Source organism: Streptomyces griseobrunneus (assembly GCF_046713465.1).
Classification (GTDB): domain Bacteria; phylum Actinomycetota; class Actinomycetes; order Streptomycetales; family Streptomycetaceae; genus Streptomyces; species Streptomyces microflavus.
This window is the reverse complement of the sequence record NZ_CP177080.1, coordinates 2,752,131-2,766,539: the sequence shown is the minus strand read 5'-3', so window position 1 is coordinate 2,766,539 and position 14,409 is coordinate 2,752,131. Positions and strand designations below refer to the sequence as shown.

12 protein-coding genes are annotated in these 14,409 nt (G+C 71.4%); 4 read left to right on the top strand and 8 right to left on the bottom strand.

All coding sequences use genetic code 11. The features are described 5' to 3' along the window. Positions 1–79 precede the first annotated feature (79 nt). A complete protein-coding gene (locus tag ACK8N7_RS12100; RefSeq protein WP_403209247.1) occupies positions 80–796 on the top strand; it encodes an aggregation-promoting factor C-terminal-like domain-containing protein in 717 nt (238 codons plus the stop codon). Between the two features lie 121 nt (positions 797–917). Then, positions 918–2,330 carry an AI-2E family transporter gene (locus tag ACK8N7_RS12095; RefSeq protein ID WP_403209249.1) on the top strand — a complete coding sequence of 471 codons (1,413 nt, stop codon included), beginning with the start codon at positions 918–920 and terminating at the stop codon, positions 2,328–2,330. An 86-nt stretch (positions 2,331–2,416) separates the two neighbouring features. Here ACK8N7_RS12095 and ACK8N7_RS12090 read toward each other — a convergent pair whose 3' ends face one another. Together ACK8N7_RS12090 and ACK8N7_RS12085 are read right to left on the bottom strand one after the other, a co-directional pair. Then, positions 2,417–2,950, bottom strand: coding sequence for an alkyl hydroperoxide reductase (locus ACK8N7_RS12090; protein WP_329218569.1), 534 nt, complete (start codon positions 2,948–2,950; stop codon positions 2,417–2,419). Positions 2,951–2,960: 10 nt separating this feature from the next. Next, a complete protein-coding gene (locus ACK8N7_RS12085) occupies positions 2,961–3,515 on the bottom strand; it encodes a peroxiredoxin (protein WP_007452441.1) in 555 nt (184 codons plus the stop codon). A 133-nt stretch (positions 3,516–3,648) separates the two neighbouring features. On the opposite strand from ACK8N7_RS12085, the gene ACK8N7_RS12080 reads away from it, so the two are divergent. Continuing rightward, positions 3,649–4,638 (top strand): hydrogen peroxide-inducible genes activator, encoded by a 990-nt coding sequence (locus ACK8N7_RS12080; RefSeq protein ID WP_403209251.1) that lies wholly within the window; start codon positions 3,649–3,651, stop codon positions 4,636–4,638. Positions 4,639–4,691: 53 nt separating this feature from the next. On the opposite strand, the gene ACK8N7_RS12075 is transcribed toward ACK8N7_RS12080, so the two are convergent. From ACK8N7_RS12075 to ACK8N7_RS12055, 5 genes are all read right to left on the bottom strand, one after another. Then, on the bottom strand, positions 4,692–7,088 hold the full coding sequence (locus tag ACK8N7_RS12075) for an ABC transporter permease (protein WP_500442228.1): 2,397 nt from the start codon (positions 7,086–7,088) through the stop codon (positions 4,692–4,694). Then, on the bottom strand, positions 7,085–7,771 hold the full coding sequence (locus ACK8N7_RS12070; protein ID WP_500442226.1) for an ABC transporter ATP-binding protein: 687 nt from the start codon (positions 7,769–7,771) through the stop codon (positions 7,085–7,087). The genes ACK8N7_RS12075 and ACK8N7_RS12070 overlap by 4 nt, the downstream gene beginning before the upstream one ends. After that, positions 7,768–8,292 carry a PadR family transcriptional regulator gene (locus ACK8N7_RS12065; RefSeq protein ID WP_015611050.1) on the bottom strand — a complete coding sequence of 175 codons (525 nt, stop codon included), beginning with the start codon at positions 8,290–8,292 and terminating at the stop codon, positions 7,768–7,770. Before ACK8N7_RS12065 ends, ACK8N7_RS12070 begins: the two co-directional genes overlap by 4 nt. Before the next feature lie 109 nt (positions 8,293–8,401). Continuing rightward, positions 8,402–8,701: a type II toxin-antitoxin system antitoxin gene (locus ACK8N7_RS12060; protein WP_403209257.1), complete on the bottom strand. Its 300-nt coding sequence runs from the start codon at positions 8,699–8,701 to the stop codon at positions 8,402–8,404. Beyond that, positions 8,698–9,669, bottom strand: coding sequence for an SPFH domain-containing protein (locus ACK8N7_RS12055; protein WP_500442223.1), 972 nt, complete (start codon positions 9,667–9,669; stop codon positions 8,698–8,700). Before ACK8N7_RS12055 ends, ACK8N7_RS12060 begins: the two co-directional genes overlap by 4 nt. Before the next feature lie 239 nt (positions 9,670–9,908). On the opposite strand from ACK8N7_RS12055, the gene ACK8N7_RS12050 reads away from it, so the two are divergent. Beyond that, positions 9,909–12,137 (top strand): transglycosylase domain-containing protein, encoded by a 2,229-nt coding sequence (locus ACK8N7_RS12050; RefSeq protein WP_403209261.1) that lies wholly within the window; start codon positions 9,909–9,911, stop codon positions 12,135–12,137. A gap of 77 nt (positions 12,138–12,214) precedes the next feature. Here the strand turns inward: ACK8N7_RS12050 and ACK8N7_RS12045 are convergent, their stop codons facing one another. After that, entirely contained in the window at positions 12,215–14,113 is a 1,899-nt protein-coding gene (locus ACK8N7_RS12045) for a SpoIIE family protein phosphatase (protein ID WP_403209262.1), read from the bottom strand. Positions 14,114–14,409: the final 296 nt, after the last annotated feature.

Here is a 14,409-nt window from a genome sequence, read left to right as displayed (position 1 = left end):
ACGCAGTAGGGAGGCCAGTGCCAGGGGCACGATTGCGCCCGCGAGGTCACCTAAGCGGACGATGCTGGAAGGACACCATGTGAGCCGGATCTCGGTCCGGGGGTTCGCCGTGGCATCTGCCACCGCGGTCACCACCGTAGGCGCCGTCGTAGGCGTTGCTGCGGGCGGCACACCTGCCGCCGACGACAACAACTTCGAGGCGGCCGCAGCCGACACCACGCTGCTCGCAGACATCCCCGCGGGCCAGCAGGCCCAGGTCCAGACCGCTTCGCTGACGCAGCAGGCCGATGCCCAGGCATCCGCCGCCGACGCCGCCGCGAAGAAGTCGGCCGAGGAATCGGCCCGCCTGCAGGCCGCCAAGGACGCCAAGTCCAAGAAGGCGGATGCCGAGGCGAAGGCCGAGGCCAAGCGGCAGGCCGCGGAGGAGGCGAAGAAGGAAGAGGCCGAGCGCGCCAGCCGGTCCTCCGTCCGCGACGCCTCCTCGTTCTCCGCGCAGGGCTCCTACAGCGTGGCCGACGTCAAGGCGATGGCCCGTCAGATGGTCCCCGCGGACCAGTTCCAGTGCTTCAGCAACATCGTGAACCACGAGTCGACCTGGAACTACCGCGCGAGCAACCCGTCCTCGGGCGCGTACGGACTGATGCAGGCCCTCCCGGGCCACAAGATGTCCTCCGCCGGTGCCGACTGGCAGACCAACCCGGCCACCCAGATCAAGTGGGGCCTCAGCTACATGGACAGCCGCTACGGCTCCCCGTGCGGCGCCTGGTCCTTCTGGCAGGCCAACAACTGGTACTAGGGGCGAACAGTCCCGCCGAAGCCCCCCACCGCGAAACGCGGCGGGGGGCTTCGCGCGTGTACGGTCGCATCCGGCGAACCTGGCAGCGCTGGGGAGCGAAGTTGGGGGAAGGGAAAGAGACATGTCGAAACTGCCGGGCTGGCTGGGCCGCTTCGGGTCCGAACTGACGGAACTGGGCTCACGCCTGGAAGAGCGCCGGGCGCGCGCCGCCGCCGACGATCCCCCCGGTGGCACCGGGACGCCCTCGGACGTGCCGGACCCCGGGCAGGTGCCCGCGCCGCCCTCGTACGCCCCCTCCGTCGCCGCCAGGCCCGATCCGGTCGCGGCGATTCCGTGGGGGATGCGGGTCGCGGCCGAGGCGGGCTGGCGGCTGCTCGTCCTCGCGGGGACCCTCTGGGTGCTGATGCAGGTGATCAGCGCGGTGCAGCTGGTCGTCCTCGCCTTCGCCGCCGCGCTGCTCGTCACCGCGATGCTCCAGCCGACCGTCGTCCGTCTCAAGCGGTTCGGGCTGCCGCACGGGCTCGCCACCGCTGTGACGGCCGTGCTCGGGTTCGTCATCATCGGCCTGGTCGGCTGGTTCGTGGTGTGGCAGGTGATGGAGAACCTCGACACGCTCTCCGACCGGGTCCGTGACGGCATCGACGAGTTGAAGCGCTGGCTGCTGGACAGCCCCTTCCACGTCACCGAGTCGCAGATCAACGACATCGCCAAGAACCTCAACGACACCATCGGCACCAACACGGAGGAGATCACCTCCGCCGGGCTCCAGGGCGTCACGGTGATGGTGGAGTTCCTCACCGGCCTGCTGCTGGCGATGTTCTCCACGCTCTTCCTGCTCTACGACGGCAGGCGCATCTGGGAGTGGACGCTCAAGCTGGTGCCCGCCCAGGCCCGCCCCGGGGTCGCCGGCGCCGGCCCGCGCGCCTGGCGCACCCTGACCGCCTACGTACGCGGCACAGTGCTCGTCGCCCTGATCGACGCCATCTTCATCGGCCTCGGCCTGTACTTCCTCAATGTGCCGCTCGCGGTGCCGCTGGCCGTCTTCATCTTCCTGTTCGCCTTCATCCCGCTGATCGGTGCCGTGGTCTCCGGAGCGCTGGCGGTGGTCGTCGCGCTGGTCACCGAGGGCGTGTTCACCGCGCTGATGGTGCTGGTGGTGGTCCTGGCGGTGCAGCAGATCGAGGGCCACATCCTCCAGCCGTTCATCCTCGGCCGGGCGGTGCGGGTCCACCCGCTGGCCGTGGTCCTCGCGGTGGCGACGGGCGGCCTGGTCGCGGGCATCGGCGGTGCGGTGGTCGCCGTACCGCTGGTCGCGGTCACCAATACGGTGGTCGGCTATCTACGGTCCTACGGTGCCCCGCGCGCGGCCGGAGGCCAGCATGGGGCCACCGCGCCGGGGGTCGCCCCGACACCGGCGCCGGCCGCGCGGCAGACGGTTCCGGACGAGCCGGGCGCCGAGCCCGTCACCCCGGCCGCGCCCCCGGAGCCGCCGGCCGGGCGGGGCCCGTCGGAGGGCGGGCCGCCGGAGAAGTAGGCGCACGGCGCACGGAGACGAAGAAGAGCCCCGGGGACGGTCGGTCGTCCTCGGGGCTCTTCCGGTATCAGGGGTGGTGCGGGTGACTACTCGGCGAGTACGGCCTCGGCGTCGAGGGTCACACCGACCGCCTGGATCACCGAAGCGATCTTGACGGCTTCCTGGATGGTCTCACGGTCCACGCCGGCCTTGCGGAGCACCTGCTCGTGGGAGTCCAGGCACTGGCCGCAGCCGTTGATCGCCGAGACGGCGAGCGACCACAGCTCGAAGTCGACCTTCTCGACGCCCGGGTTGCCGATGACGTTCATCCGCAGGCCCGCGCGGAGCGTGCCGTACTCCGGGTCCGACAGCAGGTGCCGGGTCCGGTAGAAGACGTTGTTCATCGCCATGACGGCGGCCGCCGACTTCGCCGCGGTGTACGCCTCGGCGGAGAGGTTGGCCTTCGCCTCGGGCTCCAGCTCGCGCAGCACCCGCGGCGAGCGCGAGGCGATCGCGCAGGCCAGCACGGTGCCCCACAGCTGCTGCTTCGGGAGGTCGCTGTTGCCGATGACCGAACCGAGGTTCAGCTTCAGGTCCTTGGCGAAGTCCGGTACGGCGGACTTCAGTTCGTCGAGAGCCATGGGTATCAGCTCACTCGCCCGAGAGGAGCGCGACCGGGTCGAGGGTGTTCTCGCCCTTGGTCCAGTTGCACGGGCACAGCTCGTCGGTCTGCAGGGCGTCGAGGACCCGCAGGACCTCCTTGGGGTTACGGCCCACGGAACCGGCGGTCACCATCGTGAACTGGATCTCGTTGTTCTGGTCGACGATGAAGACGGCGCGCTGGGCGAAGCCGTCCTCGCCCTCGATGCCGAGGTCACGCATGAGCTCGTGCTTCGAGTCGGCCAGCATCGGGAAGGGCAGGTCGGTCAGGTCCGGGTGGTCCTTGCGCCAGGCGTGGTGCACGAACTCGGAGTCACCGGAGAAGCCGAGGACCTGGGCGTCCCGGTCGGCGAACTCCTCGTTCAGCTTGCCGAAAGCAGCGATCTCGGTGGGGCACACGAAGGTGAAGTCCTTCGGCCACGCGAAGACGATCTTCCACTTGCCCTCGTAGGTCTTGTGGTTGATCTGCTCGAACTCCTTGCCGCTCTCCAGCGAAACACAAGCAGTCAGGTCGAACTCGGGGAACTTGTCACCGACAGTGAGCACGCGCTCTCCTTGCAACGTCTGGAATTCCCCTTATGGGGGAGTTCCTGAGGGTTGGACGAGATCCACCTTGGCACAGAGTGCATTGATCAGGGAAATAGCTACACTCGGTCGTGATGATCGGAGGTGCCTATCAGTGGCTCAGGGAAAACAGGGCATACGCCCGAAGCAGTCCGGTAAGTCGGCCGCCAAGCAGCCCAGTCTGTCGCAGCTCCGCGCCTTCGCGGCCGTGGCGGAGCATCTGCACTTCCGGGACGCGGCGGCAGCAATCGGGATGAGTCAGCCGGCACTCTCCGGAGCCGTCTCCACCCTGGAGGAGGCACTGGGTGTCCAGCTCATCGAGCGTACGACGCGCAAGGTGCTGCTCTCGCCCGCGGGGGAGCGGCTCGCGGTGCGGGCCGCCACCGTGCTGGAGGCCGTCGCGGCGCTGATGGAGGAGGCGGAGGCGGCCCGGGCGCCGTTCACCGGGGTGCTCCGGCTCGGCGTGATCCCGACCGTCGCCCCCTATCTGCTGCCGACCGTGCTCCGGCTGGTCCACGACCGCTACCCGGACCTCGACCTCCAGGTCCACGAGGAGCAGACCTCCTCCCTGCTGGAGGGGCTCGCCGCCGGACGCCTGGACCTGCTGCTCCTCGCCGTGCCCCTCGGGGTCCCCGGAGTGAGCGAGATCCCCCTCTTCGACGAGGACTTCGTACTGGTCATGGAGCAGGACCACTGGCTCGGCGGCCGCGCCGACATCCCGCGCGAGGCGCTGCGGCAACTGCCGCTCCTCCTGCTGGACGAGGGCCACTGCCTGCGCGACCAGGCCCTGGACATCTGCCGGGAGGCGGGGCGTACGGAGGGGGCGCCGGTGACCACGACCGCCGCCGGGCTCTCCACCCTCGTCCAGCTGGTGGCGGGCGGGCTCGGGGTGACGCTGCTCCCGCGCACCGCGGTGACGGTGGAGACCGCGCGCAACGACGCCCTGGCCACCGGGTACTTCGCCCACCCGGCGCCCACCCGGCGGGTGGCGCTGGCGATGCGGGCCGGGTCGGCGCGGGGCGGCGAGTTCGAGGAGTTCGGCGCCGCGCTGCGCGGGGCGATGAAGCCGCTCCCGGTGCGGGTGGTGGACGCGCCCGACGGGTGAACGGACGCCGGTGCGGCCGGGAGACCTCCTCCCGGCCGCACCGGCCTGTCCCGCTACTCCGTGCGCAGCCCGTCCGGCCGCATCAGCCGCCACAGCGAGGGCAGCGACAACGCCGTCACCAGCAGGATCAGCGCCGCTCCGGCGCCCGTCAGCGGCAGGAACAGCCACCAGTCGGAGACGCTCTTCTCGGTCATCCACGCGAGCGTCGCGCCGAGTCCCAGCCCGCCCGCGACCGCCACCGCGAGGCCGAGCACGACGGGGACGGCGGTCTGCCACAGGACCGACCAGCCCAGTGTCGTACGCCGGGTGCCGAAGGCGACCAGCACCGACAGCAGCCGCCTGCGCTCGCGCAGCTGCTCCAGCTGTGAGACCAGCATCGACGCGGCGATCAGCAGCAGCACCACGGTCGCCCCGACCTGGAGGCCGGTCTGGATGCTGGCGTACTGCCGGTCGCGCTCCACCGAGTCCAGGGTCACGAAGCGCATGCCGGGATCGATCCGGGCCGCCGTGTTGCGTACATGCTCGGCGACGTCCGGCACGCTCCGGTCGACCCGGATGTGGGCCGTGATCGTTGCGGCGGGCAGCTTGCCCGCGTCGATCGCGCCGGTGGTGGCCATGATCCCGTAGTGAGGGGTACCCATCGGGTCCGTGCGCCCCGTCACGGTAGGGGAGTCGGCGGGCAGCGTCCACCGCACCGGCTTGCCGTCCCCGGAGCCGATCTCGACCACCTTGCCCTTGCGGGCGGCCTGGTCGACCCAGTGGGACATGTCCTTGTCGTTCTCCGGGTGGACGACGAAGGTGTCGCCGTCCTGGCAGGTGCCGATCCGGGCCAGCTCGCGCAGGGTCTCGCAGGTGCCGATGGTCAGCGAGGTCGTGGGCGGGATGTCGTCCTCGGCGTAGACGCCGGGCTTTGCCGCATACGTCTCCACCGAGCCGATCACCAGCTCGACGCCCCTGGTGGCGCGGAACTGCTCGATGGCCGAGGTGGCGGCCTCGTCCGTGACCTTCTGGGAGTACGCGGCGAACTGGGCCCGCGTGGGGTCCTGACCGGTCATCCGGTTGAAGTCGGCGTTCATCGCGGCGAACAGCATCTGCAGGGCGATCGCCCCCGCCACCGCCACCGTGACCCCGCTGACCGCGCGGGAGGCGGCCCCGCTGCTCAACTGGAGCCTGCGGGTGGCGAGCTGCCAGGGCACCGGGCCGCCGCGCAGCCGGTTCACACACGCCTCGACCAGCCAGGGCAGCAGCAGGGCGAGACCGACCAGCACCAGCACGGCACCGGCCGCGATCGGGAACGGGTTCACCACCTCGTACTTACCGACCCGGCCCGTGAACCCGAGCACCGCCAGACCGGCGAGCGGCATGAGCAGACGCCACCAGAGCCGGCGGCCCCGGTCACGGCCGCGGCGTACGACACCGAGCGGTTCGATCACCACCGAGCGCATCGCGACCAGCGTGACGAGCACGGCGGTGAGCGGCACCGCGACGACGATCAGCAGCGCCAGCAGGGCGTCGGGCACCAGGTCCGCCGGGAACGCGCTGACGTCCCAGATCTCCACCGCGCCGACGAACTGCCGCCCCACCAGGAAGAAGACCAGTCCGATCAGCAGCCCGAGGACCGCGCCGAACAGCGCCTCCCCGGCGGCGATGCGCCGGGTGGTACGGATGTCGGCGCCGACCAGGCGCAGCGCGGCGAGCCTGCGGTCGCGCCGGTCGCCGCCGAAGCGCACGGCGGTGGCGATGAAGATCGCGACCGGTACCAGCAGCACGACGCAGACCATCACGGTCAGCACGACCAGCAGAGCCGGGAGCGGTTCGCCGTCGAGGGAGTTCCCGTACCCGGAGATCCGGTGGCCGCCGGAGGCGGGGGTCAGGGTGTCGCTGCCCGCGTAGTAGAGGAGTTCACCGGGCGAGCGCAGCCCGGTGTCACCGATCGTGCCGGTGATCGCGTACGGCAGCCGCTCCCGCAGCAGCTCGTTGCCCGGGGCCGCGAGCAGCTCCTTCAGGGCGGGGGAGACCACCATCTCGTCCGCCCCGGGGAAGCGGGCGACCCCCGGCGGGCGGACGGGCGCCGAACCGTCGGCGCGCATCAGATAGCCCGCCACGGTCCGGTCGTGGTACTCGGTGGTCGCGTTGATCCGCAGCACCGAGCTGTCCGACTTCACGGCGTTCGTGTCGGGCGAGTCGGAGATCCGCGTCTCGCTGCGGGCCGCTTCCCGCGCGGCGCGTTCGTCGAGCAGATGCGGTACGGAGGAGGCGAGCAGCAGCAGCGCGACCCCGAGCCCGACGCCGACCGCCGTCAGCAGCGTACGGATCCAGCCCTCGCGGCCCCCGGCCGCGGCGAACCGGATGCCGAGGCCGAGGTCCCGGAGGGTGGCCGCACCGCGCGAGGGCGGCTGCGGGCGATGGTGTTCGGCGGCCGGGGCGTCACGGGATTCGAGCAGCGTCATACGGCGTGCTCCAGCTCGCGGGCCCGGCCGTCGCGCACGGTGACGTCACGGTCGGAGTAGGCGGCGACCCGGGCCTCGTGGGTGACCAGGACGACGGCGACGCTGGACGAGCGCGCGGCCTCGGTGAGCAGCTCCATGACCCGCTCGCCGTTGAGGGAGTCCAGGGCGCCGGTCGGCTCGTCCGCGAAGATCACCTTCGGGGAGCCGGCCAGGGCGCGGGCCACGGCGACGCGCTGCCCCTGGCCGCCGGAGACCTCGCCGGGGCGTTTGGCGGCGAGGTCGTCGACCTCCAGGCGCTCCATCCACTCCCGGGCGGTCCGTTCGGCGGCCTTCCGCTTCACACCGTCCAGCCGCAGCGGCAGCGCGACGTTCTCCACGCAGGTCAGCTCCGGCACGAGCTGGCCGAACTGGAAGACGAAACCGAAGTCGCTGCGGCGCAGGGCGCTGCGCTCGGCGTCCGACATCGCGGAGAGCTCGCGGCCCGCGTAGGTGATGGTGCCGGAGTCCGGGGTGATGATCCCGGCCAGGCAGTGCAGCAGGGTCGACTTGCCGGAGCCGGAGGGCCCCATCACGGCGACGACCTCGCCCGGGTGCACGGAGAACGAGGCGCCGTCCAGGGCGGGCGTCGAGCCGTAGGTCTTGCGCAGGTCGTGGGCGGCGAGCAGGGAGCCTTCGGGGATCACGGGGCCACCACCTTGGCGAGCTGGCCGAGACGGGCGGCGGTCAGTTCCAGCCACCGCAGATCGGCTTCCAGGTGGAACAGGGCGTGGTCGCAGATCAGCTGGTCGGCGAGGTCGCCCTTACGTTTGCGGTCGGTGAGGATGCGCATCATCCGCAGGTGCTCCGAGCGCTGGGAGTCCAGCAGGTCGGAGGCGCTGCGACCGGTCAGCAGCGCGAGGACGACCTTGGTGTAGAGCGTCGACTGGAGGTACGGCTCCGGCTTCTCGGGCTGCATCAGCCAGCGCGAGACATCGGTGATCCCGGCGTCCGTGATGGCGTACCGCTTGCGCTCGGGCCCCCCTTCGCTCTCGACTCCGTCGACCTCGACGAGTCCGTTCTTCAGGAGCCGGGACATCGTCGAGTAGACCTGGCCGTAGTGGAGCGGGCGGTCCTGGCCGAACTTCTCGTCGAAGGTCCGCTTCAGGTCGTAGCCGTGGCGGGGGCCGGACTCCAGGAGCCCGAGGAGGGTGTGACCGATAGACATGGGAAGCACTGTACACGCGGTGTATACCCGGCATGTATACCCGTCCGGAAAGCACCCTCGGCCCAGGTGGCGGGCCGGGGGCGCGTCCTACGGGTCGGCGGGGAGCTTCCTACGCGTCGGTTCCGGGCGGGGCCTCCGGGGCCTCCGGGGCCTCCGGCTCCTCCGGCGACGGCGGCCGTCTGGGCGGCCGCCCCCGGCGGGCGATCGGCGCCGCCGTGCCCGGCAGCCGCCCCGCCTCCTTCAGCGCCCGGCGCAGCAGGAACTCGATCTGCGCGTTGGCGCTGCGCAGCTCGTCGGAGGCCCAGCGGGCCAGCGCGTCGTGCACCGCGGGGTCCAGCCGCAGCAGCATCTGCTTGCGCTGCCGCGGCCGGGAGTCCGGCGTCCGCCGGCCGGGCGTCTGGTCGGTCACTGGTAGAGGCTGCCCGTGTTGAGGACCGGCTGGACCGCGCGGTCACCGCACAGCACCACCATCAGGTTGCTGACCATGGCCGCCTTCCGCTCGGAGTCCAGCTCCACGATGTCCTGCTCGGCGATCCGGCTCAGGGCCATCTCCACCATGCCCACCGCACCCTCCACGATCAGCTGGCGGGCGGCGACGACCGCGCCGGCCTGCTGGCGCTGGAGCATGGCGGAGGCGATCTCGGGGGCGTACGCGAGGTGGCTGAAGCGCGACTCGATGATCAGGACGCCCGCCGCCTTCACCCGGGCGGTCAGCTCGACGGCCAGCTTCTCGGTGATCTCCTCCGCGTTGCCGCGCAGCGAGAGGCCGTCCTCCTCATGGGCGTCGTACGGGTACTCGATCGCGATGTGCCGGACCGCCGCCTCGGTCTGGGTGGCGACGAACTCCAGGAAGTCGTCCACCTCGAAGAGGGCCTGGGCGGTGTCCTCGACCTTCCAGACGACGATCGCGGCCAGTTCGATCGGGTTGCCGTAGGCGTCGTTGACCTTGAGGACGGCGGTCTCGTGGTTGCGGACCCGGGTGGAGATCTTGCGGCTGGAGGTCAGCGGGTTGATCCAGCGGAGTCCGTCGGCGCGGATGGTGCCGACGTACCGCCCGAAGAGCTGGATCACCCGGGCCTCGCCCGGAGCGACCATCTTCACACCGCTCATGCAGAAGAACGAGGTGATCACGAGCAGTATGCCGACGACGAGGAGCGGGACGCCGACGGCGTTGTTGCCGCCCGACCCGATCACACCGCCGACGATCGCGAGGCCGGCACCGGCGAGCACCCCGACCACCGTCAGCAGCAGCCCCAGGCCGCCCGGGATCGAGTGCGCCGTGACCTCGGTGACCTGCGGTGCGGGCATGTCGGGGGCGTCGATGTCGAGGCCGGCCGCCGTGCTGTCCGGGCTGTGGCCGTCGTGCTGTCCGGTCATGGGTTCCCCCGTTCCGCGCGGCTCCCGCCGCGCTATCAATGTGATTACACATTAATGGTTCTCGCAACCTTGTGCACCCCTGAGGAGTCGGTTCCCCTGGGAACGGGTGCTGATTGTCACGTCCGGAAAAGACTGGATCGCTTGCCTTTTGTCTCTGCCGACGGTGTTAGCTGGCAGGTCTGAACGGACTGGGTGAACCGAGCGAGCCGGTCGAGCAGAGAAGCGGGAGCAACACAGCAATGGGTCGAGCGGATGCGCGACGAGCTCAGGCGCGGGAATCGCGCCGGGCTGCGAAGAGCGGCGGCATACGCAGACTCTTCACGTGGAAGAAGCTGCTGGGCACGTTCTTCGGGATCATCCTGCTGGGCATGGGCGCCTTCGGGGCGCTCTACCTGTACGTCGACGTGCCCGCGCCCAACGCCCTGGCCGAGCGGCAGAGCAACGTCTACCAGTACAGCGACGGCACGCTCCTCGCCCGGTCCAACAGCGGCGTCAACCGTCAGATCGTCGACCTGGCCCAGGTGCCCAAGGAGGTGCAGCACACCTTCGTCGCCGCGGAGAACAAGACCTTCTACAAGGACCAGGGCGTCGACCTCAAGGGCACGACCCGCGGTCTGATCAACACGCTCAGCGGCAAGGGCAAGCAGGGTGGCTCGACCATCACCCAGCAGTACGTGAAGAACTACTACCTGACACAGGACCCCACCATCAGCCGCAAGCTCCAGGAGCTGGTGATCTCGCTGAAGGTGGACCAGAAGCAGTCCAAGGGGCAGATCCTCGCCGGGTACATCAACACCGCCTACTACGGACGCGGTGCCAGCGGCATCCAGGCGGCCGCCCAGGCGTACTACGGCATCGACGCCAAGGACCTGAACGTCTCCCAGGGCGCCTACCTCGCCTCCCTCCTCCAGGCCCCCAGCCAGTACGACTGGGCCACCGCCACCGACACCGGCAAGCGCCTGGTCAAGGACCGCTGGGCCTACACCCTGAAGAACATGGTCGAGATGGGCTGGCTCAGCGAAGCCGAGCGGGCGAAGCAGGAGTTCCCCGTCCCGCAGAAGCCCAAGCCCGCCAAGGGCATGGAGGGCCAGACCGGCTATCTCGTCGAGGCGGTCAACAAGGAGCTCGACAAGCAGGGCATCTCCGCCGAGGACCGTGAGGCCGGCGGCTGGACCTTCACCCTCACCATCGACAAGAAGCGCCAGCGGCAGCTGGAGAAGTCGGTGGAGAAGGAGCTGGAGTCGAAGCTCGACCGCGAGGGCAGCAAGGTCGACGCCACCGTCCAGGCGGGCGCCACCTCCGTCGACCCGAAGACGGGCAAGGTCGTCGCGCTGTACGGCGGCGAGGACTACGTCAAGCACTACATCAGCAACGCCACCCGCCAGGACTACCAGCCGGCCTCCACCTTCAAGCCGCTGGTGCTCGCCGCCGCCCTGGAGAACGAGTCGAAGACCCAGGACGGCAGCCTGATCGGGCTGAACACGGTCTACGACGGCACCAGCAAGCGGCCCGTCGTGGGCAGCGACACCCCGTTCAGCCCGCAGAACGAGGACGACCGGAGCTACGGTCCGATCTCCGTCCAGAAGGCGATGAACAGCTCGGTCAACTCCGTCTTCGCGCAGATGATCGTGGACGTGACGCCTGCCGCCACCAAGCGGACGGCGCTCGCCCTCGGCGTACCGGACAAGAACTTCCCCGAGCGCCCCGCCGTCACCCTCGGCACCATGAACGCCTCGACCTGGGACATGGCGGGGGTCTACGCGACCCTCGACAACCACGGCCGGAAGGTCACCCCGCACATCCTCCAGTCCGCCGAGCACCGCGACCGTACGGTGAAGCCGGCGGCGCCCAAGCGGGAGCAGTCGATCAGCCGCGCGTCGGCCGACACCGTGACCTCCGCGCTCACCGGGGTCGTCAAGTCAGGCTCCGGCAGCGCGGCCAACACCTCCGCCTACCGGGCGGCGGGCAAGACGGGCACATCGGAGGAGAACAAGTCGGCCTGGTTCGCCGGGTACACCCCCGAACTGACCACGGTCGTGGCCCTCTTCGGCGAGGGCGACGGCGGCCGCAAGCAGGTCTCCCTCACCGGAACGGCCAACTCCGGCCGGGCCAACGGCGGTGGCTTCCCGGCCCGCATCTGGGCGGACTACACGCTCGGCGCCCTCGGCGGCGGCTCGGACGCCCGGTTCGACCTCCAGGACGTGGAGCGCGGCGAGGTCCCGGCTCCTCCGACGCCTTCGGAGACGCCGTCGGAGGAGCCCACCCCGTCCGAGAAGCCCTCGCCGTCCGAGAAGCCGTCGGAGACCCCGAGCGAGACGCCCAGCGAGACCCCGACCACGCCGTCGGCCCCGCCGACCATCACGCCGTCCACCACGCCGCCCACCAGCCCCGAGGTGCCGCCCCAGCCCGGGGAGAGCGACGGGCAGCCGGGCGAGCGGCCCGGCGGCGGCGGACTCCTCGGGGAGTGACCACGCGCGCGTGACAGGGACGGAGAGGGGCGGTGCCGACTTCGGCACCGCCCCTCTCCCCATGCACGTACGTTCCGCTAACTACGCGTCGCCATCTCGAACCAGACGACCTTGCCCGTCGACAGCCGCGTCGCACCCCACCGCCGGGCCAGCCGGTTCACCAGGAACAGCCCGCGGCCGCCCTCGTCCGTCTCCCTGGCCCTGCGCTGCCGGGGCAGCTGCGGGGAGTCGTCGCCGACCTCGCAGCGCAGGATGTCGGTCCGCAGCAGCCGCAGCGTCACCGGCCGCTCCGCATAGCGCACCGCGTTGGTGACGACCTCGCTGACCAGCAGCTCCACCTCGTCGGACATCTCGTCCAGGCCCCACCGGCTCAGCGCCCGCCGGGCCAGCCTGCGGGCCCGGCCGGGGGCCGCGTCCTCCGGCTCCAGGTACCAGTACGCCACATCGCTCGGTGCGATCCCGTCGAAGCGGGCGGCGAGCAGCGCGATGTCGTCGTCCCGGTCGCCCGGGCCCAGCATGTCGAGCACGTCGTCGCAGAGGGCCTCCAGCGGCGGCGCGTGGTCCGGCCCGGTGAGCTGCGCGGTCGCCGCGAGGCGCTCCCGCAGCTGCTCGATGCCCGTCCACACGTCCCGCAGCCGCGACTCGACCAGGCCGTCCGTGTACAGCAGCAGCGTGGCACCGGCCGGGGCGTCCAGCTCGACGGCCTCGAAGTCGACCCCGCCCACCCCGATCGGGGCGCCCGGCGGCACCCGCAGCACCTCGGCCCGGCCGCCCAGGTGCAGCAGCACGGGCGGCGGGTGGCCGGCGTTGGCGATGGTGATCCGGTGCGCGACCGGGTCGTACACCGCGTACAGGCAGGTCGCCATGCGGTCGCTGCCGAGCCGCTGCGCCTGCTCGTCCAGGTGGTGCAGCACCTCCTGCGGCGGCAGGTCGAGCCCGGCGAGGGTCTGGGCCGTCGTCCGGAGCTGACCCATGATCGCCGCGGAGGTCATGGAGTGGCCCATCACATCGCCGACGACCAGTGCGACCCGGCTGCCGGGCAGCGGGATCGCGTCGTACCAGTCGCCGCCGACCCGGGCGGTCTCGGCCGCCGGGAGGTAGCGCGAGGCGAGGCGTACGCCGGTGGGCTGGGGGAGCGAGTCGGGGAGCATCGTGCGCTGGAGCTCGTCCGCGATGTAGGCCTCGCGCCCGTACAGCACGGCCTTGTCGATGCCGAGCGCGGTGTGCGTCGCCAGCTGGGCGGCGACCAGCAGGTCACTGGCCTCGAACGGGGGCCGCTCGGTGCCCCGTACGAAGACGGCCGCGCCGATCACCCGGCGCCTGCCGCGCAGCGGGGCGAGGATCGCACGGTGGCCGGTGGGGGCCGGGTGCCCGGGTCCGAGCAGCTCGGGCAGCGCGGCCCGGGCCGCGGCCGAGTCGCCGAAGACCGGCCGCACCCCGCGCAGCACCTCGGCCAGCGCGCCGCCCGCCCGCACCTCGCACAGCTCGGCGGCGGGCATCAGGTCGGCCGTCGGGTCGGTGAGCAGCGGACGCAGCCGCTCCGTCTCCGGGCCCGCCTCGCCGTCCTCGTCGGTGAGCCGGAGCCGGTCGCTGCGGCGCAGCCGCAGCACGAACGGGCTCACCGGCCGCTCGTCGCCGACCGGCAGCGGATCGCGCAGATAGACCAGGATCGCGTCGGAGAAGGTCGGCACGCTCGCCCGGCACAGCCCCAGGACGATCTCGTCCAGGTCTATGCCGCGGGCGATCCGCCGGGTTGCCGCGCCGACGAAACGGAGCCGGTCGCCCTCGCGGCGGGTGGCCGCCTGCGCCTCGGCGACGGCGGCCGGTCCGGGGCCCGGGTTCGGTGCGGCGGCCGGCGCCGGGATCGCGGCAGCCGAGGCCGCGGCCGCGGCGTCCTGCTGCCGGGGCCGGGTGCGCTCCTGCTGCCGAGCCGCGAGAGGCTGCCGGCCTTCGTGGGAGGTGGGATGCTCCGTCACGCGTGGGATTCCGTCCGTCCGGGCCGGTTGTATGAGGCAGTCACCTCGTGGGGCGCCACTGTGCCCCGGCGACCGCGATGAGGACAACGGCTGTCTGCGGATGCCCCCGCACGCGGGGCTGAAACCGTGCGCCCGTGAGATGGCCGGAGGACGACGTTCCGCGCGGCGGCCGGTCTGCTCACGGTGAGGCGGCAGCGGGCAGCGAACACGTCTCCACCCCCTCGTGGTGGTCCTGCGACCGGGCGGTCCGGCCGGGTCCGTGGCCCGTCCTGCCGCACGACCGGTGCGATGACTTG

What these genes read in the sequence shown, in the direction of transcription:
- ACK8N7_RS12095 (WP_403209249.1), top strand. Translation starts at nt 918, where the DNA reads ATGTCGAAACTGCCGGGCTGGCTGGGCCGCTTCGGGTCCGAACTGACG.
- ACK8N7_RS12090 (WP_329218569.1), bottom strand. Translation starts at nt 2,950, where the DNA reads ATGGCTCTCGACGAACTGAAGTCCGCCGTACCGGACTTCGCCAAGGAC.
- ACK8N7_RS12075 (WP_500442228.1), bottom strand. Translation starts at nt 7,088, where the DNA reads ATGACGCTGCTCGAATCCCGTGACGCCCCGGCCGCCGAACACCATCGC.
- ACK8N7_RS12065 (WP_015611050.1), bottom strand. Translation starts at nt 8,292, where the DNA reads ATGTCTATCGGTCACACCCTCCTCGGGCTCCTGGAGTCCGGCCCCCGC.
- ACK8N7_RS12055 (WP_500442223.1), bottom strand. Translation starts at nt 9,669, where the DNA reads ATGACCGGACAGCACGACGGCCACAGCCCGGACAGCACGGCGGCCGGC.
- ACK8N7_RS12050 (WP_403209261.1), top strand. Translation starts at nt 9,909, where the DNA reads ATGGGTCGAGCGGATGCGCGACGAGCTCAGGCGCGGGAATCGCGCCGG.